General features: G+C 62.0%; 20 protein-coding genes. 14 read left to right on the top strand and 6 right to left on the bottom strand.

The window, feature by feature from the left end:
• The first annotated feature begins 36 nt into the window (after positions 1 to 36).
• The gene (locus O7A60_RS15960) at positions 37 to 1,245 is read left to right on the top strand and encodes an acyltransferase family protein (protein ID WP_337107111.1); all 1,209 of its coding nucleotides are present in this window, start codon (positions 37 to 39) and stop codon (positions 1,243 to 1,245) included.
• Between the two features lie 179 nt (positions 1,246 to 1,424).
• Positions 1,425 to 2,483 (top strand): glycerophosphodiester phosphodiesterase family protein, encoded by a 1,059-nt coding sequence (locus tag O7A60_RS15955; RefSeq protein ID WP_337107110.1) that lies wholly within the window; start codon positions 1,425 to 1,427, stop codon positions 2,481 to 2,483.
• 155 nt (positions 2,484 to 2,638) lie between these two features.
• On the opposite strand, the gene rpsI is transcribed toward O7A60_RS15955, so the two are convergent.
• From rpsI to O7A60_RS15940, 3 genes are all read right to left on the bottom strand, one after another.
• Complete coding sequence (rpsI, locus tag O7A60_RS15950; protein WP_010915637.1) at positions 2,639 to 3,121, bottom strand: 30S ribosomal protein S9; 483 nt, start codon at positions 3,119 to 3,121, stop codon at positions 2,639 to 2,641.
• Position 3,122: 1 nt separating this feature from the next.
• On the bottom strand, positions 3,123 to 3,587 hold the full coding sequence (gene rplM / locus O7A60_RS15945; RefSeq protein ID WP_337107109.1) for a 50S ribosomal protein L13: 465 nt from the start codon (positions 3,585 to 3,587) through the stop codon (positions 3,123 to 3,125).
• 215 nt (positions 3,588 to 3,802) lie between these two features.
• Positions 3,803 to 4,267, bottom strand: coding sequence for a PaaI family thioesterase (locus O7A60_RS15940; RefSeq protein ID WP_337107131.1), 465 nt, complete (start codon positions 4,265 to 4,267; stop codon positions 3,803 to 3,805).
• A gap of 166 nt (positions 4,268 to 4,433) precedes the next feature.
• On the opposite strand from O7A60_RS15940, the gene O7A60_RS15935 reads away from it, so the two are divergent.
• The 6 genes from O7A60_RS15935 (at position 4,434) to O7A60_RS15910 (ending at position 8,813) form a co-directional block, all read left to right on the top strand.
• Positions 4,434 to 5,258: an enoyl-CoA hydratase gene (locus O7A60_RS15935; RefSeq protein WP_337107108.1), complete on the top strand. Its 825-nt coding sequence runs from the start codon at positions 4,434 to 4,436 to the stop codon at positions 5,256 to 5,258.
• A 10-nt stretch (positions 5,259 to 5,268) separates the two neighbouring features.
• Positions 5,269 to 5,691, top strand: coding sequence for a VOC family protein (locus O7A60_RS15930; protein ID WP_337107107.1), 423 nt, complete (start codon positions 5,269 to 5,271; stop codon positions 5,689 to 5,691).
• Positions 5,691 to 6,473 carry an AAA family ATPase gene (locus O7A60_RS15925; protein WP_337107106.1) on the top strand — a complete coding sequence of 261 codons (783 nt, stop codon included), beginning with the start codon at positions 5,691 to 5,693 and terminating at the stop codon, positions 6,471 to 6,473. Before O7A60_RS15930 ends, O7A60_RS15925 begins: the two co-directional genes overlap by 1 nt.
• Entirely contained in the window at positions 6,470 to 6,991 is a 522-nt protein-coding gene (locus O7A60_RS15920) for a CoA-binding protein (RefSeq protein ID WP_337107105.1), read from the top strand. The genes O7A60_RS15925 and O7A60_RS15920 overlap by 4 nt, the downstream gene beginning before the upstream one ends.
• A 190-nt stretch (positions 6,992 to 7,181) precedes the next feature.
• On the top strand, positions 7,182 to 8,462 hold the full coding sequence (locus tag O7A60_RS15915; RefSeq protein WP_337107104.1) for an O-acetylhomoserine aminocarboxypropyltransferase: 1,281 nt from the start codon (positions 7,182 to 7,184) through the stop codon (positions 8,460 to 8,462).
• A 6-nt stretch (positions 8,463 to 8,468) separates the two neighbouring features.
• The gene (locus O7A60_RS15910) at positions 8,469 to 8,813 is read left to right on the top strand and encodes a cupin domain-containing protein (protein ID WP_337107103.1); all 345 of its coding nucleotides are present in this window, start codon (positions 8,469 to 8,471) and stop codon (positions 8,811 to 8,813) included.
• A gap of 115 nt (positions 8,814 to 8,928) precedes the next feature.
• Here O7A60_RS15910 and O7A60_RS15905 read toward each other — a convergent pair whose 3' ends face one another.
• Positions 8,929 to 10,179, bottom strand: a complete 1,251-nt coding sequence (locus tag O7A60_RS15905) for a cytochrome P450 (RefSeq protein WP_337107102.1) — start codon at positions 10,177 to 10,179, stop codon at positions 8,929 to 8,931.
• 103 nt (positions 10,180 to 10,282) lie between these two features.
• Between O7A60_RS15905 and O7A60_RS15900 the strand changes: the two genes are divergently transcribed.
• Entirely contained in the window at positions 10,283 to 11,386 is a 1,104-nt protein-coding gene (locus O7A60_RS15900) for an NAD(P)/FAD-dependent oxidoreductase (RefSeq protein ID WP_337107101.1), read from the top strand.
• Positions 11,387 to 11,388: 2 nt separating this feature from the next.
• On the opposite strand, the gene O7A60_RS15895 is transcribed toward O7A60_RS15900, so the two are convergent.
• Positions 11,389 to 11,982 carry a hypothetical protein gene (locus O7A60_RS15895; RefSeq protein WP_337107100.1) on the bottom strand — a complete coding sequence of 198 codons (594 nt, stop codon included), beginning with the start codon at positions 11,980 to 11,982 and terminating at the stop codon, positions 11,389 to 11,391.
• Between the two features lie 401 nt (positions 11,983 to 12,383).
• Here O7A60_RS15895 and clpP point away from each other — a divergent pair, with 401 nt between their 5' ends.
• From clpP to O7A60_RS15875, 4 genes are all read left to right on the top strand, one after another.
• Complete coding sequence (clpP, locus tag O7A60_RS15890) at positions 12,384 to 13,013, top strand: ATP-dependent Clp endopeptidase proteolytic subunit ClpP (protein ID WP_027028064.1); 630 nt, start codon at positions 12,384 to 12,386, stop codon at positions 13,011 to 13,013.
• A gap of 274 nt (positions 13,014 to 13,287) precedes the next feature.
• Positions 13,288 to 14,562: an ATP-dependent Clp protease ATP-binding subunit ClpX gene (clpX, locus tag O7A60_RS15885; RefSeq protein ID WP_023759839.1), complete on the top strand. Its 1,275-nt coding sequence runs from the start codon at positions 13,288 to 13,290 to the stop codon at positions 14,560 to 14,562.
• A 274-nt stretch (positions 14,563 to 14,836) separates the two neighbouring features.
• Positions 14,837 to 17,248 carry an endopeptidase La gene (lon, locus tag O7A60_RS15880; RefSeq protein ID WP_140506451.1) on the top strand — a complete coding sequence of 804 codons (2,412 nt, stop codon included), beginning with the start codon at positions 14,837 to 14,839 and terminating at the stop codon, positions 17,246 to 17,248.
• Between the two features lie 196 nt (positions 17,249 to 17,444).
• The gene (locus O7A60_RS15875; RefSeq protein WP_027143628.1) at positions 17,445 to 17,717 is read left to right on the top strand and encodes an HU family DNA-binding protein; all 273 of its coding nucleotides are present in this window, start codon (positions 17,445 to 17,447) and stop codon (positions 17,715 to 17,717) included.
• Positions 17,718 to 17,802: 85 nt separating this feature from the next.
• On the opposite strand, the gene O7A60_RS15870 is transcribed toward O7A60_RS15875, so the two are convergent.
• Positions 17,803 to 18,825, bottom strand: a complete 1,023-nt coding sequence (locus tag O7A60_RS15870; RefSeq protein ID WP_337107099.1) for an aldo/keto reductase — start codon at positions 18,823 to 18,825, stop codon at positions 17,803 to 17,805.
• Positions 18,826 to 19,015: 190 nt separating this feature from the next.
• Between O7A60_RS15870 and O7A60_RS15865 the strand changes: the two genes are divergently transcribed.
• The gene (locus tag O7A60_RS15865) at positions 19,016 to 19,582 is read left to right on the top strand and encodes an SIS domain-containing protein (protein ID WP_337107130.1); all 567 of its coding nucleotides are present in this window, start codon (positions 19,016 to 19,018) and stop codon (positions 19,580 to 19,582) included.
• Positions 19,583 to 19,584 lie beyond the last annotated feature (2 nt).

Below are 19,584 nucleotides of genomic sequence, written 5' to 3'. Positions count from 1 at the left end.
GCCCGGGTGCCACGGCAAGACAGGATTTGTATCATCATGACGCAGACCGCGTTTCTTAATCCGTCGGATGCCGTGGTGTCGACCCACGCCGGCACGATCGCCGGCGATCGCTTCCAGGTTCTCGATTCGTGGCGCGGCATCTGCGCGTTGCTGGTGGCGCTGTTTCATTTCCCGACCGCCTCGACGATCTCGCAGAGCAGCTTTATCGGTTCGTCCTATCTTTTCGTCGATTTCTTCTTTGTCCTTTCCGGCTTTGTCATCGCCTCGAGCTATGCCAATCGGCTGGGCCGGCCGGGAGAGGTTACCCGCTTTGCGCTGGTCCGTTTCGGCCGCATCTACCCGCTGCATCTGGTCATGCTTGCCGCCTTTGCCGCCTTCGAGCTGTTGCGGCTGGTGCTGCCGCAATTGCATGGCACGGGGGCAGCTCCCTTCACCTGCGGCTTCGACCTCAAGAGCTTGGCTGCCAATCTCCTTTTGCTGCAAGGTGTCGGCTTCGAGGATCGGTTGACGTGGAACGCGCCAAGCTGGAGCATTTCGGCCGGGTTTTTTGCCTGTCTCCTGTTTGCCGGCGTGGTCTTCGTCGCCGGCGCGCGCGCCTGGATATGGTTCGTCGCCGCCGCCGTCATCGCGCCGCTGTTCCTGCTCGGCTTCTCCACGCATCATATGGATGTGTCCTATGATTTCGGCTTCATCCGCTGCCTCTACGGCTTCTCGCTCGGCGCCCTGTTGGCCTGGTTTCAGCATGATTCCATTGCAGGGGCGCGACAGGTTTTGCTCGCAAACGGCCCGCGGATGAGCTGGACCCTTGCCGAAATCGTCATGGTGGCCGTCATCGTTCTCTTTATCTCGCTGGCGGGCGACAACGACGCCGGCATTGCCGCGCCCCTGGTGTTCGCCCTGGCGCTGTTTCTCTTCGCCCATGAAGGCGGCTGGATCAGCGCGTTGCTCAGGACGCCGTTCATGCTGACCCTCGGCGCGTTGTCCTATTCGATCTACATGGTCCACATCTTCATCCAGGCGCGCCTGATCAATGCCGCCGGGATCGTCGAGCGCAAACTCGGCCTCGGCTTGATTGGCGACATAGTACTGCGTGGCGAGCCCGCGACCGGCTTTGGCGCCGGATGGACAGGGACTGTGGCGATCGTCGTCATGCTCGCCGCCACCATCGCCGTGTCATGGGTCACATGGCGCCTGGTCGAAATGCCTGCAATGGCTTGGTTCCGCCGGCTGTCGAAGCGCATCTGACCCACATCGCCGGCCAACCGCTACAGCATGTCCCCCAAAAGTGACTTTCGGTTTTGGGGAAGACGACATGTGTAAAAACAAGGATCCAAATCCGTTTCGACGCGACGCGCTTTAGCCGGCTTCGTTCACCTGGATGTCACCGGTGTCGCCTATCCCCGGCTCGCAAGGAGCGATTCTCGATGCGGACGATCTCGCTGAGCCTTCTGCTTTCCACCGCGCTGGCGGCCGCCTCCGGTCAGGCCTTCGCCGGCGAAACTCGCGCCAGGCAGATCCTCGACCGCTTCGAACATGCCAACCAGTGGCGCGACCATGTCATGGTGGCTGCCCATCGCGCCGGCAGCATGCAGGCCGGCAAGACGCTCTATGCGGAAAACTCGCTTGCGGCCGTGGAAGGCTCGATCGCGATCGGCGCCGAAATTGTCGAGGTCGATATCCGGCGCTCGAAGGACGGCGAGTTCATCGTCATGCATGACAGCTGGCTGGACCGCACGACCACCTGCAAGGGCGAGGTCCTCAACTACACGCTGGCCGAACTGAAGAGATGCCGGCTGGTGATCGAGGGCACCCATGCCGTCACCAACGAGACCGTCTCGACGTTGCGCGAGATGCTGATGGCGACAAGGGACAGGATCCTCATCAATCTCGACAACAAGCTCGAAGTCGGCGACCTCCCGGGCATGATCGCGGTGGCTCGGGATCTCGGCATGGCCGAACAAGTCATCGTCAAGGAAAACCTGTGGAACCAGAACAGGATCACCACGGTGAGGACCGCCATGGCCGCGGCAGGCGATGGCTTCCAGTTCATGCCGATCATCGCCGATGACGCGGTGCATGATGCCGGCTTCGCCTCGACGGTCGACCATGCTTTCGCGCCGCGCGCGATCGAGCTGATCAACTGGAGGGCGGGCGCCGACACGTTGACCGAAACCGGCGGGGCGCTGTTCAGCACCCGCATGCGCGCCGAGGCGGTGAGGGGCGACTGGCATATCTGGGCCGACACCTACGCCATCGTCAACAAACCGGGCGGCTTCCTCGCTGGCGGCCGTGGTGATGAACTGGCGGTCCAGGCCAGCCTGCCGCGCGAAGCCTGGGGCTTCTGGGTCGATCGCGGCGCCACCATCATCCAGACTGACGAGCCGAAGGCCGCGGTCGGCTGGCTGGCGGCGAATGGTTATCGCGTGTCTTATGCCGAGGACAAGCTGCCGACAGAACCGGCGCATACAGCCAGCATCAATTAGGAGTGGCGGCTGAAGCTGCCGCTCTCCCTCTCTCCTGAGTTGCCCGGCAGGTCGGAGGGGCGCTGTCCCACACCTGTCGATCAATCAAATCTGTAGCCCAAAAGCAAAAAAGGCCGCCCGGAGGCGGCCTTTTTCGATATCGGAGTTCGAAACGCCTAGCGCTTCGAGAACTGGAAGGAGCGACGGGCCTTGGCCTTACCGTACTTCTTGCGCTCGACGACGCGGCTGTCGCGGGTCAGGAAGCCGCCCTTCTTGAGCACGGCGCGCAGCGCCGGCTCATAGTAGGTCAGCGCCTTGGAGATGCCGTGACGCACGGCACCGGCCTGGCCGGACAAGCCGCCGCCGACGACGGTGGCGACGATGTCGTACTGGCCCGAACGGTTGGAGGCGATGATCGGCTGGTTGAGGATCATCTGCAGGACCGGACGCGCGAAATAGGTCGCGAATTCCTTGTCATTGACGACGATCTTGCCGGAACCCGGCTTCACCCAGACGCGCGCGATGGCGTTCTTGCGCTTGCCGGTGGCATAGGCGCGGCCCGACTTGTCGAGCTTCTGGACGTGGACGGGAGCCGCGGCCTGCGTGTTCGTGTTGCCGGTGGCGGCGCCCAGTTCTGCGAGCGAGGAAAGCTCAGCCATCTTATGCGACCTTCTTGTTCTTGGAATTCAGCTTGGCCACGTCGAGGACTTCTGGCTGCTGGGCGACATGCGGATGCTCCGCGCCTGCATAAACGCGCAGGTTCTTCATCTGGCGACGGCCGAGCGGACCACGCGGAACCATGCGCTCAACGGCCTTCTCGACGACACGCTCGGGGAAACGGCCCTCGAGCAGCTGGCGCGCGGTGCGCTCCTTGATGCCGCCGGGGTGGCCGGTGTGCCAGTAATAGACCTTGTCGGTGAACTTCTTGCCGGTCAACACCACCTTGTCGGCATTGATGACGATGACATTGTCGCCGTCGTCGACATGCGGGGTGAAGGTCGGCTTGTGCTTGCCGCGAAGATGATTGGCGATGACAGTGGCAAGACGGCCGACGACGAGACCCTCGGCGTCGATCAGGATCCACTTCTTCACCACATCCGCAGGCTTCTGCGAAAAGGTTGTCATGTTTTCTGCTCTCGGTTTGACCTTCACGGGGAAGGCGTTTCTTGTTGCTTGGATTGGCGAAAGACGTTTGTCCCCCAGCCAATAAACAAAACGGCGGCCTTCGCGGGCCGCTGCTTCGTGAGGGCTTATAGGCGAGGGCAGTGGTTGCGTCAAGGCAGTGGGAAAGCCCTGCCGCGCAGAAAATGCTGTAGAAACAATATGTTGGTGGAGAGGTATTATTTTACCACATCTATGGCGCGCTGCGGCGGGATCGAATAGGTGCCCGTGGCATGCGCGATCGTGTGTCCATCCGGGCCGGCGACGATGTCGATGTCGAACACCATCAGGCTCTTTCCGAGCTTCAGGATGCGGCAATGACCATCGATCGGCCCGGCCTCGGCCTTGCGGACGAAGTTGATGTCGAGGTTGACGGTAACAGAAAGCGCGTCCGGCCCGGCGTGGGAAAGCACACAGACATATCCGCCAATGTCGGCCAGCGTGAACAGCGACGGACCGGATACAGTTCCGCCAGGACGCAGGTGCCGCTCGCCGGCGTTGAGCCGCACAATGCAGCCGCCTGGGAACACGTCGATCGCCTCGTAATATTTGAACTGTTCGTTGAGTTGGGGATAGACGGTCTCCATCAGCACATTGACTTGCGCTGCGGTCAGCACGGGCTTGAGATTGTTCTGGGCGGGCATGTCGGCCTCTCGTTTTGTGCCAGGCTTGTATGAACGCAGCGCGGCATTTCTGGCAACACCTTCATCCCGGCGCAAGCGATCCTGGCGCAAGCAATGGGTGTTGGACGAAAGCCGATCCGATATTAGATACTGTGCCAGCACGACCGGAATCGCGGAGACCTTAGCCATGGCCGAAATCCTTGCCATCAAGCCTGCTGCCGCCGACGAGGGCCCGGTCACGACGAGGCTGGATAACGGCGTGCTGCGCCTGACGCTCGCCAATCCGCCCGCCAACGCCCTGTCGCTGGCTGTGATGGCGGCGCTGACGGCGGAACTCGACCGCGCCAAGGCCGACAAAGCCGTTCGCGTCATCGTGCTGTCGGCGGCCGGCAAGGTGTTTTGCGCCGGCCACGACCTCAAGGAAATGACCGCGCGGCGCGCCGAGGCCGATCACGGCAAGGCCTTCTTCGAAGAGACGTTTGCCGCTTGCGCGACGCTGATGCAGACCATCGTGAGCCATCCCCTGCCTGTCATCGCCGAGGTCGACGGCCTGGCGACAGCCGCCGGCCTGCAACTGGTCGCCAGTTGCGACCTTGCGATCGCCTCGCATGAGGCGACCTTCTGCACGCCGGGCGTCAATATCGGCCTGTTCTGTTCGACGCCGATGGTGGCGCTGTCGCGCAACGTCTCGCGCAAGCAGGCGATGGAGATGCTCTTGACCGGCGAGACGATCGACGCCGCAACGGCGAAGGAATTCGGCCTCGTCAACCGCGTCGTGCCGCGCGAGTACCTGAATCAGATTGTAACCAAATACGCCCAAACCATTGCTTCCAAATCCTCCTTGGTGGTGAAGACCGGCAAGGAAGCTTTTTACGCTCAGGCCGAGATGGGCTTGGCGGATGCCTACGCCTATACCGGCCGCGTCATGGTCGAGAACATGCTGGCGCGGGACGCGGAAGAGGGCATTGGTGCTTTCATCGGCAAGCGCAAGCCGAAATGGACGGACGAATAGGACGAGGATCATGGAACCGCGCATCTCCATCATCACCATCGCCACCGACAATTTGGATCTTGCCGTGCGTTTCTACGAGGCGATGGGTCTTAAGCGCCACACGGGCATCACCGACGGTGTCGCCTTTTTCCAGATGGGCGGCGCCATCCTCGGTCTATTCCCGCGCGCCAGCGCCGAGGAGGATTCGGGCATCACCTTCGCCCAGGCGCCCTCGGCCGTCTATCTCGCCTACAACACCCGCTCGGACGCCGAAGTCGACGAGGTGCTCGCCATGGCCGAGAAGGCCGGCGGGCGTATCGTCAAGCCGGCCGGCCGTGCCTTCTGGGGCGGCTGGTATGGGTACTTCGCCGATGCAGACGGGCATGTTTGGGAAGTGGCGCACAATCCGGCCTTCCCGATCGCGGAAGACGGCACGATTTCGCTGCCTGATTGATGGCTTATCGCAAGCAGCTGACACGGCTCAAGGCACCGTATCTCAAGCGCATTCTGCTCGACCCGGAGCGCGTGACGGACTGGGAGAAATACCCTTGGAACCTGCCGCTGTTTCGCGGCCACGGGTTCGAACTCGAATTCGCCACACCCATCACCATCATCGTCGGCGAGAACGGCACCGGCAAATCCACGCTGCTCGAGGCGATCGGCGCGCTGGCCGGCTATGACGAGGCCGGCGGCGGCAAGGGCTACCGTCCGGTCGACCACTCCAGTGCCATCGACAAGAGTGGAGCGGCACTGGCGAACACATTCCGTGGCCACTGGTTGCCAAAAGTCACCGCCGGCTGGTTCTTTCGCGCCGAATCCTTCTATTCCGTGGCCCGCTACCTCGACCAGGCCGCGCTGGAGGACCCGTTCAAGCCACCACCGCCGGATTTCCTGTCCTGGTCGCATGGCGAAGGCTTCATCCGCTTCTTCGAGGAGCGCTGCCGCAGGCAAGGCATCTATATTCTCGACGAGCCCGAAAGCGCGCTTTCACCGACGCGCCAGATTGAATTGCTGAAGATGCTTCGGCGCATGGACCAGTCGGGCACAGCGCAAGTGATCATGGCGACCCATTCGCCGCTGCTGATGGCCTGTCCCGGCGCGCAACTGTTCCGCATCAGCCGCTTCGGGCTCGAGCCCTCTGATTTTCGTGATACGGACCACTTCCGCATGCTGCGCGATTTCAGCAATGACCCGGATGGTTTTCTCGCTGAGGCGTTGTATGAGGACGAGGCATGAACCACGATAGCTACGACAACACCTATATCGGCGGCATCCTCAATGCGGTGAAGACCGTCGCCATGGTCGGCGCGTCGGCCAATGATGTCAGGCCGAGCTATTTCGTGCTGAAATATCTGCTGGCCAAGGGGTTTTCGGTGTTCCCGATCAATCCCGGCCAGGCCGGCAAGGAAATCCTCGGCCGGATGACCTATGCCAGGCTGGCCGACATCCCGGAGCCGATCGACATGGTCGACATTTTCCGCAATGCAGCCGCGGTTCCCGGTATCGTCGACGAAGTGCTGGCGCTCGATCCCCTGCCGAAAGTCATCTGGATGCAGCTTGGGGTGCGCCATGACGAGGCAGCCGCCCGCGCCGAAGCCGCCGGCATCAAGGTGGTGATGAACCGCTGCCCCAAGATCGAATATGGCAAGCTCTCCGGCGAGATCGGCTGGACCGGTGTCAATTCCGGCGTGCTGTCGTCGAAAAAGCCGCTGATGCGACAAGGATTCCAGAGTTTTGGCGTCCGTCAGAAGTGACGTGATCCGGGATCGCTTTTTCGCAAAAGATTCCAGTCAACTGCCGGTGCGCAAAATTTTTTCGGGAAGCCATTAAGTTTCCCGTGCGTTCATCGCAGATCGCACGCCGAAAGGTATTTTCTTCTTTGCATTCCAGGCCGCGCTTCGCCAAGAATGCCCCGCCAATTAAAAGTTTCAAAGGGAGGTTTCAGTGACCCGTTCGCCCGGTTTCAACACGCTCGCGGTCCACGCCGGCGCCAAGCCCGATCCGGCCACCGGCGCGCGCGCCACGCCGATCTACCAGACGACCTCCTTCGTCTTCGATGACGCCGACCACGCAGCTTCGCTGTTCGGGCTGAAGGCGTTCGGCAACATCTACACCCGTATCATGAATCCCACCCAGGCAGTGCTCGAAGAGCGCGTCGCGGCTCTCGAGGGCGGCACGGCTGCGCTTGCGGTTGCATCCGGCCATGCCGCGCAGGTCATCGTGTTCCACAATCTGATGCAGCCCGGCGACAATTTCGTCGCCGCCAACAAGCTTTACGGTGGTTCGATCAACCAGTTCGGCCATGCCTTCAAGAATTATGGCTGGGAGGTACGCTGGGCCGACACCAATGATCTCTCGACCTTCGAGAACCAGATCGACGACAGGACCAGGGCGATCTTCATCGAGAGCCTGGCCAATCCGGGCGGCACCTTCGTCGATATCGAGAAGATCGGCGACATCGCCCGCAAGCATGGCCTGCCGCTGATCGTCGACAACACGCTGGCCTCGCCCTACCTCATCCGTCCGATCGAGCACGGCGCCGATATCGTCGTCCATTCGCTGACCAAGTTCATGGGCGGCCACGGCAACTCGATCGGCGGCGTCATTGTCGACGGCGGCACCTTCGACTGGTCGAAGTCGGGCAAGTACCCGATGCTGTCGGAACCGCGCCCCGAATATGGCGGCCTCGTGCTGCACGAAACCTTTGGCAATTTCGCTTTCGCCATCGCCGCCCGCGTGCTCGGCCTGCGCGATCTCGGCCCGGCGATCTCGCCGTTCAATGCCTTCCTTATCCTCACCGGCCTCGAAACCTTGCCGCTGCGCATGCAGCGGCACTGCGACAACGCGATCACGGTCGCCGGCTGGCTGTCCAACCACCCCAAGGTCGCCTGGGTGAACTATCCCGGCCTGCCCAGCGACAAGAACAATGCATTGCAGAAGAAATACTCGCCTGAAGGCGCCGGCGCCGTCTTCACCTTCGGCCTCAAGGGCGGCTACGAGGCCGGCATCAAGTTCGTCGAAGCACTCGAGCTCTTCTCGCATCTGGCCAATGTCGGCGACACCAAGTCGCTGGTCATCCACCCGGCATCGACCACGCACCGCCAGCTTTCCGACGAGCAGAAGGTCAAGGCGGGCGCTGGCCCGGACACTGTGCGGCTGTCCATCGGCATCGAGGATGTCACCGACATCGTCGCCGACCTCGAACAGGCACTCGCCAAGGTCTGACCTGATATGACCGCGCTTCTTTCCGTCGACACCAAAAGCGTCGAGCCCGAATCCGGCGCGCCCGCGCCGGATCGCCTGATCTCGGGCGATCCGAAATTCCGCACCTGGAACATCGAGGAGCGCGACGGCGGCCTCTACGCCGGCATCTGGGAATCGACCCCTGGCAAATGGCGCATCGTCTATGACGAATGGGAATTCTGCCACATTCTCTCAGGCGTCTCGGTGATAGCGGAAGAGGGTGGGGAAGCGCGCATCGTCAAGGCCGGCGACAGCTTCGTGCTGCGGCCGGGCTTCAGGGGAAGCTGGGAAGTGCTTGAGACGACTCGCAAGGAGTATGTGATCAAGCTTTGATCATCTTGCCGCCGGATATTCTCCGGCTGCTGGGCCACGGCGTCAGCCATGCAGCCGAGCAGAATCGTCACGGCGAGCGCGATCGCGCCTCTCGAAAAGCCCCAGCCCACCACGGTCAGAAGCGCACGGAGAGCGCCTCCAGCCCATGGAAGTGGTACGTGTCGCGGAAGCGGGGCTGTTCGGCAAGATGCACTTGCGGGTGCCGCTCGAACAAAGTCTTCAGCGAAACCTGCAGTTCGAGGCGGGCGAGCGGCGCGCCGATGCAGAAATGGATACCGGCGCCGAAAGACACATTCTTCTGGTCGGTGCGCTCCTGCCGGAAGGCCTGCGGTTCGGCAAAGGCGTGCGGGTCATGATTGGCCATGCCAAGCAAAAGTCCGATCGTCTGGCCCGGCCGCACGACGATGCCGGGCGCGATTTCGATCTCCTCATAGGCATAGCGCATGAACATGTGCAGCGGCGCGTCGAAGCGCAGGCATTCCTCGACCGTCGCTGCTGTCGCTTCCGGTGAGGTGAAGAAGCGGCGCGGGTCGCCGCCTTGCGCCAGGATGGAATGGACGGCATTGCCGGTTTGGTGCACGGTCGCTTCATGGCCGGCGTTGAGCAACAGGATGGCCGAGGAGACCAGTTCGTCCTCGGACAGTTTCTGGCCGTCTTCCTGGGCCGAGATCAGCAGCGACAGCAAGTCATCGCCCGGCTTCTTGCGCCGCTCGGTCACGTAGCCACGCAGGAAGTCGGAGAATTCGCCCGCGGCACGGTTGGCCGTGTCCTCGGTCTCGCGCGTGCGGCCATGGATATACATGGCGACCATCCGATGCGACCAGTCGAGCAGTTGCGGGCCTATCTCCACCGGCACGCCGAGCATTTCGGCGATGATGGTGATCGGCAGCGGGGAGGCGAAGGCCGGCAGGAGGTCAACGGCCTTGCCAGGTTCGAAACGATCGATCAATTCGTTGGCGAGTGCCTCGACACGCGGCCGCAACCGTTCGACCTGACGCGAGACGAAGGCACGGTTGACCAATGTCCGCAGCCGCGTGTGCACCGGCGGCTCCAGTTCCAGCATCGAGTTGGCTTCGATGCCGTCAAATGCCTTGAGATGGGTCCTGTCTTGGCCGACACCACGGCTGTCTGGGATGCCGGCCGGGTTCTGGCGGCCGAAACGGCGGTCGCGCAGCAGTCTGTTGACATCGCCAAAGCCGCCAAAACACCAGAAGCCGAACTCTTCCCAGAAAAATGCATTCGACGCGTCGTGCAGGAAGCCATAGGCCTCGTACGGGTTCAGGAAGAAAGCCGGTTCGCGCGGGTCGAGCCTGAGCCGGCGAGCGGCTGGATCAAAGGCCAGATACGGGAGCGTCGATTTGGTCATGCCAGACCCATAGCGCGGCTTGCCAGCCCGGTTCCAGACCGTATGTTGCGTCCGACAGCCCGATGCATTGAGCCAGCCATAGGGTTGCGGAAAGTCTGAACGGATGAATGTGATCGTTGTCGGCGCGGGTATCGCCGGTCTCTCCACGGCGTGGTCGCTGGTCAAGGCGGGCCACGCCGTGTCGATCGTCGAGCAGGGGACGATTCCCAATCCGCTGGCGGCATCGGGCGACCATCACCGTATCATCCGCCGCGCCTACCGCGCTGGAACCGGCTATGGGCGGCTGATCACCGAAGCCTATGAGGCCTGGGACGAGATGTGGGCCGATCTCGGCGAGAACCACCTCGACGCGCGCGGATTCGTCTGCGTTTCGCGCGAACCCGGCGATGAGGCCGAGGAATACCGCGAGGGCCTGGAAGAGGGGAATTTCCCTTTCGAACTGCTGGAGCCGGACGCTGCCGTGAAGCGCTGGCCGTTCCTTGAGGCCGGCTCGTTCCGCTATGCCTATTTCTCCAGGGAAGGCGGCGCGCTGCATTGCCGCGGAATAGCGGCGGGGCTCGCCAACTGGCTGCGCGCCAACGGAGCCAACGTCTACGAGCACAGCAAGGTGACGGAGATCGATGCCGAGGCCGGCCATATCGTGCTGGAAAGCGGCGAGACGATGCAGGCAGACCGCATCGTCGTTGCCGCCGGCGCCTGGGTGCTGAAGCTATTCCCCGAACTCGGCGGCGAATTGAAGACCTTTCGCACCGCGCTCGCCTATGTCGAACCCCCCGCCGACCTCAAGGCGGCCTGGGAGGCGGCGCCCGTCATTCTCGATGTCGGCGGCAAGACCGACGGCTACATGATCCCGCCCACCCGCGGCGCCGGCATGAAATTCGGCTCAGGCCTGCACAAGGTGCCGACCAGCGACGCCGACTGGAATCGCGAGCCGGTGCCGGGCGAGGGCGAGGCGATCCGCAACCTGTTTTCGCCGCCGATCGCCCGGATCGAGGAGTACAAGGTGACCGAAGTGGTTACCTGCGCCTACACCTTCACGTCAGACGAGAAATTCTTGGCGCATGAGACAGGCAAGTGCCTGGTCGTCTCCGCGTGCTCGGGCCACGGCTACAAATTTGGCGCCGCCGTCGGGCGCCGTGTTGGGAAAGCTGTCGGCGACGGCGATGTCACCAGCCTGAAAGCTTGGCTGCGGGCCGAGGTGGCCTAGGCTCAGTCCCGGCAATGCCTCGGTATATGCACGCGGCGCCACCCCGATGACCCTTCACGCACCAGCACGCGCCGCGGGACGGTCTGGTAGGCGCCGGGAATATCGATGACGCGCCTTTGCTCGGGCCGCACCAGCACCTCCTCGGCGATGCTGTCATATTGCGCCGGAACGACGACGCGCCGCGTTCGCTCGGGCTGGATCACCACCGTCTCGGCGACGCGTTCGTAGCGTGCCTTGTGCCAGACCTTGCACAGCACCCGGCGGCCATGGATGACGCGCCATTCCCAGGAGTAGCCGCCGCCATCGACCCTGACGGTGCGGTAGATGGTCCGGGTGATTGCCGGGACCACTTCATATTGAACTTGTGCCGGAACAGTCATCACCACACGCTCGCGGGTGCCATAGATCGGCGGATCATAGTCGACGATCTGCTGGCCGGGAGGGCTGACCATGATGTCTTCGTAGACGGTGTCGTAAACGGCCGGTGTGCGGACGGGCTCGTAGCATTCGACGGCGCGGCCGCCTGCCGCCGTTTGCGAAATCGAGCCGAGCAGGGTCAGCCCGGCAATGGCGAAGCATGCGGTTTTCCCTGACATGACACTCCCCCGTTTGAACTCTATTGCATGGTGCATGGCGCCCAAAAGTGAACCTCGGTTTTGGGGCAACGACATGCATAAAAACAAAGCCGCAAGTTCAACGTTGAATTGTAGGGGAGGCCGTTGCGGAGAAAAGCGGTTTCGGCGCATTTCGTTAAGTGACGAGGTTAAGAAACTGCTACCTGGCGGGGGCCGGCTCGGTATTTCGGGTCGGTGTGGCATCAGCTGCTGCTAATCCTTGCCCGGAAGCTTGATTCGACTTACCCAGATGGCTAGGACGGGTCGGCCTTGCACAAGGATGAGCCGGCATCCTATTTACATCTTGACGATCCAGAACCGATTCTGCCCGAGCTGCCAGCCTGTCCGGCGCCGGAATCCCACCGCGAGACAAGAGATAACTGATGAAGAATCCCGTCGAAACCTACATGAACCTCGTTCCGATGGTGGTCGAACAGACCAATCGCGGCGAGCGGGCCTACGACATTTTCTCGCGCCTCCTCAAGGAGCGCATCATTTTCATCACCGGTCCGGTCGAGGACGGCATGGCGACGCTGGTCTGCGCGCAGCTCCTGTTCCTGGAAGCTGAGAACCCGAAGAAGGAAATCAACCTCTACATCAATTCGCCGGGTGGCGTCGTCACCTCGGGCATGGCGATCTACGACACCATGCAGTTCATCAAGCCGGCCGTGTCGACGCTGTGCATCGGCCAGGCGGCCTCGATGGGCTCGCTGCTGCTGACCGCAGGTCACAAGGACATGCGTTTCGCGACGCCGAACGCCCGCATCATGGTTCACCAGCCGTCCGGCGGCTTCCAGGGCCAGGCATCCGATATCGAGCGTCACGCCCAGGACATCATCAAACTGAAGCGTCGTCTCAACGAGGTCTATGTCAAGCACACCGGCAAGAGCTATGACGAGATCGAGAAGACGCTCGACCGCGACCATTTCATGACCGCCGACGAGGCCAAGGATTTCGGCCTGATCGACAAGGTCATTTCGTCGCGCGAGGCTGCCGAGGGGGCGTTGGCATAAAGGCTAGTTGGCAGTTGGATGGCACCATCACGCGCTTTTGGCCCGTCTTGCGTCATTTCGGCCACAATTGGCTGTTCCCTCGGAGGTCGGGATTGCCTACGTTAAGGCTATGTTGATTTTCGACGGCTTAGCTTTGCGTGGGGAAGCTGCGAATCATTGCCACACGGAATACGTTGCGGGAGCCGGAAGACTGGCGGCGGCGGATTCCCGCGATAAATAGAGTATGCGCCCTTTCAGCCAGACCATCGGCGGGCGGCCATGAAAGGACATGAAAATGAGCAAGGTCGGCAACAACAGCGGTGATTCCAAGAACACGCTCTATTGCTCGTTTTGCGGCAAAAGCCAGCACGAGGTGCGCAAGCTGATCGCCGGCCCAACGGTGTTCATCTGCGACGAGTGCGTCGAGCTGTGCATGGACATCATCCGCGAGGAGAACAAGACCTCGATGGTGAAGTCGCGCGAGGGCGTGCCGACCCCGCAGGAGATCCTCAAGGTTCTCGACGACTACGTCATCGGCCAGCCCTACGCCAAGCGCGTGCTGTCGGTGGCGGTCCACAACCACTACAAGCGCCTGGCGCATGCCGGCAAGAACAACGACGTCGAGCTGGCCAAGTCCAACATCCTGCTCATCGGCCCGACCGGCTGCGGCAAGACGCTGCTCGCACAGACGCTGGCCCGCATCATCGACGTGCCCTTCACCATGGCGGACGCCACGACGCTGACCGAGGCCGGTTACGTCGGCGAGGACGTCGAGAACATCATCCTGAAGCTGTTGCAGTCGGCCGACTACAATGTCGAGCGCGCCCAGCGCGGCATCGTCTACATCGACGAAATCGACAAGATTTCGCGCAAGTCCGACAATCCGTCGATCACCCGCGACGTGTCGGGCGAGGGCGTGCAGCAGGCGCTGCTCAAGATCATGGAAGGCACGGTCGCCTCCGTGCCGCCGCAGGGCGGCCGCAAGCACCCGCAGCAGGAATTCCTGCAAGTCGACACCGCCAACATCCTGTTCATCTGCGGCGGCGCCTTCGCCGGGCTGGACAAGATCATCTCGGACCGTGGCAGGAAAACCTCGATCGGTTTCGGCGCCATCGTCGCGTCGCCGGAGGATCGCCGCACTGGTGACGTTTTCCGCCTGGTCGAGCCCGAGGATCTGTTGAAATTCGGCCTCATTCCGGAATTCGTCGGTCGTCTGCCGGTCCTGGCGACGCTCGAAGATCTCGACGAGCCGGCATTGATCCAGATCCTGACCGAGCCGAAGAACGCGCTGGTCAAGCAGTATCAGCGCCTGTTCGAGATGGAAAATGTCGACCTGACCTTCCACGAGAACGCGCTTTCGGCGATCGCCAAGCGCGCCATTGAGCGCAAGACCGGCGCGCGCGGCCTGCGTTCGATCATGGAAGCGATCCTGCTCGACACGATGTTCGAACTGCCCGCGCTCGAAGGCGTGCGCGAGGTGGTGATTTCGGAAGAGGTGGTGACCGGCAGCGCCCGGCCGCTCTACATCTATTCCGAACAGAAGGAAAAGAAGGGCAATGTCAGCGCCTGATATGGCACTTGGCCCTATATTTTTGTGGAACGGCGCCCATGCGGCGCCGTTTTGCTGTGAGGAACCGGCACACCTTCGCGATGGAATGGATTGCGGACCATGTTAACTCTTGATCTTTGGCCCGCCTGCCTCCACCTAACACGAGAAGGCCGAGGTGCCCGATTTCTGTGCTGTAAAACTCCCGTCATAAACGGTGGTAGGCGGAACGATCCCCGGTCGTTAATATGAGATTCGCGGTTGGCCTGATGGTGGCCGCGACATGAAAGGTTGGACAATGGCCAAAATATCCAAGGCTCCCAGCGACGGCGTCTTCGCAGTCCTCCCGCTGCGCGACATCGTGGTGTTCCCGCACATGATCGTTCCGCTCTTCGTCGGGCGTGAAAAGTCGATCAAGGCGCTGGAAGAGGTGATGGGTCAGGAAAAGCAGATCCTGCTTGCCACCCAGATGAATGCCGCCGATGACGATCCCGAGCCCGATGCGATCTTCGACATCGGCACGCTCGCCAATGTGCTGCAATTGCTGAAGCTGCCCGACGGCACCGTCAAGGTTCTGGTCGAGGGCGCTTCGCGTGCGAAAATCGTCTCCTTCACCGACCGTCCCGACTTCCACGAGGCCAAGGCCGCGGCGCTGGTCGAGCCGGAAGAGGAAGAGGTCGAAGTCGAGGCCCTGGCCCGCTCGGTCGTCACCGACTTCGAGAACTACGTCAAGCTGAACAAGAAGATCTCGCCCGAAGTGGTGGGTGCCGCCAGCCAGATCGACGACTATTCCAAGCTCGCCGACACGGTTGCCTCGCATCTCGCCATCAAGATCCCTGAAAAGCAGGAAATGCTGGCCACGCTTTCCGTCAAGGAGCGGCTGGAAAAGGCGATGGGCTTCATGGAAGCCGAAATCTCCGTCCTGCAGGTGGAGAAGCGCATCCGCTCGCGCGTCAAGCGCCAGATGGAGAAGACGCAGCGCGAATACTACCTCAACGAGCAGATGAAGGCGATTCAGAAGGAGCTCGGCGAAGGCGAGGACGGCCGCGATGAGGCCGCCGAGATCGAGGCGCGCATCAAGAAAACCAAGCTCTCCAAGGAGGCTCGCGAAAAGGCGGAAGCCGAATTGAAGAAGCTCAGGACGATGTCGCCGATGTCGGCTGAATCGACGGTCGTGCGCAACTATCTCGATTGGCTGCTGTCGATCCCGTGGGGCAAGAACTCCAAGGTCAAGCAGGACCTGGCCTACGCGCAGAACGTCCTCGACACCGATCACTTCGGCCTCGACAAGGTCAAGGACCGCATCGTCGAGTACCTTGCCGTGCAAAGCCGCCAGAAGAAGCTGAAGGGGCCGATCCTGTGCCTCGTCGGCCCTCCCGGTGTCGGCAAGACCTCGCTCGGCAAGTCGATCGCCAAGGCAACCGGTCGCGAGTTCATCCGCATGGCGCTCGGCGGCGTGCGTGACGAAGCCGAGATCCGTGGTCACCGGCGCACCTATATCGGCTCGATGCCCGGCAAGGTCATCCAGTCGATGAAGAAGGCAAAGAAGTCCAACCCGCTCTTCCTGCTCGACGAGATCGACAAGATGGGCCAGGACTTCCGTGGCGATCCGTCGTCGGCCCTGCTCGAGGTGCTCGATCCCGAACAGAACTCGACGTTCATGGATCATTACCTCGAGGTCGAATACGACCTGTCGAGCGTGATGTTCGTGACGACGGCCAACACGCTGAACATCCCTGCGCCCCTGATGGACCGCATGGAGATCATCCGTATCGCCGGCTACACCGAGGACGAGAAGATCGAGATTGCCAAGCGGCACCTGATGCCGAAGGTGATCCGCGATCACGCGCTGCAGCCGAAGGAGTTCTCCGTCGGTGAGGACGCGATCCGCGCCATCATCCAGACCTACACCCGTGAAGCGGGCGTCAGAAGCCTGGAGCGCGAGCTGATGAAGCTCGGGCGCAAGGCGGTGACCGAGATCCTGAAGACGAAGAAGAAGACGGTGAGCATCACGGCGGCGAACCTCGCCGACTATCTCGGTGTTCAGCGCTACCGCTTCGGCCAGGTCGAGGCCGACGATCAGGTCGGTGTCGTCACCGGTCTTGCCTGGACAGAGGTCGGCGGCGAGTTGCTGACGGTCGAAGGTGTCATGATGCCCGGCAAGGGCCGCATGACGGTGACCGGCAATCTGCGCGACGTGATGAAGGAATCGATTTCGGCGGCGGCCTCCTATGTCCGCTCGCGCGCCATCGATTTCGGCATCGAGCCGCCGCTGTTCGACAAGCGCGACATCCACGTGCACTTGCCGGAAGGCGCAACGCCGAAGGACGGCCCGTCCGCGGGCGCGGCCATGGCTACGGCCATTGTGTCGGTGCTGACGGGTATTCCGGTTCGGGCCGATGTGGCGATGACTGGCGAGATAACGCTTCGCGGCCGCATCTTGCCGATCGGCGGCCTCAAGGAGAAGTTGCTCGCCGCGCTGCGCGGCGGCATCAAGAAGGTGCTGATCCCGGAAGACAATGCCAAGGATCTGGCGGAGATTCCGGACAACGTGAAGAACGGCATGGAAATCATTCCAGTCTCACGCGTCGGTGAGGTGTTGCGCCACGCGCTGGTTCGGATGCCGGAGCCGATCGAATGGGTCGAGCCGGTCAATCCTCCGGCCACGACCGACAGTGCCGACGATGCCGGAAAGTCGCTTGCGCATTAGTTTTTTCTAAAGTTGCAGCGCACAAACAGAAAGCCGGGCCTCGCGCCCGGCTTTTTCATGTGAAAAACCCCGGAATTCCGGGCTTTTTCCGCTTTTTTCCTGCCTTTTCGACTTGGTTGCGGCAACGCTTCTTTCTAAAGTCCGTTTCCTGCCGGATGAGTCGTAAGTTCCGGTGTTCTCATGGAAGGGAATTTTTATGAACAAGAACGAACTGGTGTCCGCTGTCGCCGACGCCGCGAGCATTTCGAAGGGTGACGCGCAGTCGGCGGTCGATGCAGTGTTTTCTGTCATCTCCGGCGAACTGAAGAAGGGCGGCGATGTCCGGCTTGTCGGCTTTGGCAATTTCACCGTGTCAAAGCGCGCTGCATCCACCGGCCGCAACCCCCAGACCGGTGCCGAAGTGCAGATCCCGGCGCGCACCGTGCCGAAGTTCTCGGCCGGCAAGGGCCTCAAGGACGCCGTCAACTAAGCGCATTTAATTTTCGAAAAACCAGAAAAGCCGGGCTTGCTCGGCTTTTCATTTTTGGACTCGTATCGATCGGATCGGAAGCTCCTCAAACGGTCGGGGCGTCGGCGCGCATCAGGCCTTCCTTCTTGAGATCGGCCCAGAGCGCTGCAGGGAGTTTCGCGTCCAGCAGCGACCGGTTGCTCTCGACTTCTTCAGGCCTCTGGCCGCCGGGGATGACCGAAACCACCGACGGGTGCAACAGCGGGAACTGCAGGGCGGCCTCGATCAGCCTGATATCATGGCGTTTGCAGACGGCCTCGATGCGCGTCACGCGGTCGAGCACATCCTGCGGCGCTTCGGAATAGTTGTAGTAGGCGCCGGGCTTCGGTCCGGTCGCCAGGATGCCGGAATTGTAGGGGCCGCCGAGAACGATGCCGATGCCGCGTTTCTGGCAAAGCGGCAGGAACGATGTCAGCGCCTCCTGTTCCAGCAGCGTGTAGCGACCGGCAAGCAGGAACAGGTCGAAATCGCCGCGCTCGGCCAGCGTCTGGGCCACCTGCCACTCGTTGATGCCGCCGCCGAACGCCTTGATGACGCCTTGGTCGCGCAAGGCAAGCAGGCCATAATAGCCCGAGCGCATGAACTCATCGATGCGCTGGTCGGACGCCTCTTTGCTGCCATGGGTGAAGATGTCGACATCGTGCACGAACAGGATGTCGATGCGGTCGACGCCAAGCCGCTCCAGCGAGGCCTCGAACGAGCGCATGACGCCGTCATAGCTGTAGTCGTAGACCTCCTTGCGCGACGGCGTGTCGAAGAACTTGCCGATGCCCGTGCGCTCCTCCGGCGGGCAGGCGCGCATGATGCGGCCGACCTTGCTCGACAGCACATAGTCGTCGCGCTTCCTGGAGCGCAGGAACGGGTTGAGGCGCGTTTCCGACAGGCCGAGCCCATAGAGAGGTGCTGTGTCATAGTAGCGGCAGCCAGTCGCCCAGGCGGCCTCCAGCGTCGCATTGGCGTCCTCGTCGGAGACGGCGCGGTAAAGATTGCCGAGCGGAGCCGTGCCGAAGCCCAGCTCCGTAAAGGCGATGCCGCCATTGCCGATGCGGTCGAAATGCCGTGTCTTCATGTCTTGAAATTTTCCCGGATTGATTTGTCTAACATGACACTATCATGCTCGTGGCTCGGCAAAAGCACCGCTGAGCGTTGGACACGCATTTTCGCGGTTGCTAGCATGAACGAAATCAAGCTGTTCCGGGGAAGAGCATGATCGGAAATTGCCAATCATCTTCGACTACTGGCACGCTGGTGGCGCGGCCATGAGCAACTCCGGCTCGCAGATGTTCAGGACCGCGCTCGACGAGCTTGGCGCGGTGCTGGCGCGCGTCGACCGCGATCGGATCGACGCCGCTTGCGGGATGCTGGCGGATGCCAGACAGATCGTCGTCTATGGCTGCGGCCGCGAGGCCTTGCAGGTGAAGGGCTTCGCCATGCGGCTCTATCATCTGGGCCTGCCGGTTTCGGTCGTCGGCGACATGACCACGCCGCCTGTAGGGCAGGGCGATGTTTTGCTTGTCAGTTCCGGGCCTGGCGAAACTTCGACTGTACTCACCCTGATGCGCATTGCGCGCGAGGCCGGCGCAACCGTCCTGCTCCTGACCGCCCAGGCGGGCGGCAGCGCTGTAGCGCTAGCCGATTTGACGCTGCTGATCCCGGCGCAGACCATGGCCGACGACCAGGGGCCGCAAAAGACGTCGGTGCTGCCGATGGGCTCCGTATTCGAGGGCGCGTTGTTCCTGCTGTTCGAGATCATGGTGCTGAAACTGAGGGAATTGACCGCGGCGTTGCCGGAAGCCATGCGCGCCCGTCATACCAACATGGAATAGAC

This window comes from Mesorhizobium salmacidum (SeqCode), assembly GCF_037179605.1.
Lineage (GTDB): Bacteria > Pseudomonadota > Alphaproteobacteria > Rhizobiales > Rhizobiaceae > Mesorhizobium > Mesorhizobium salmacidum.
The sequence above is the reverse complement of the archived record's forward strand: the minus strand, read 5'-3'. Positions and strand labels throughout refer to the sequence as shown.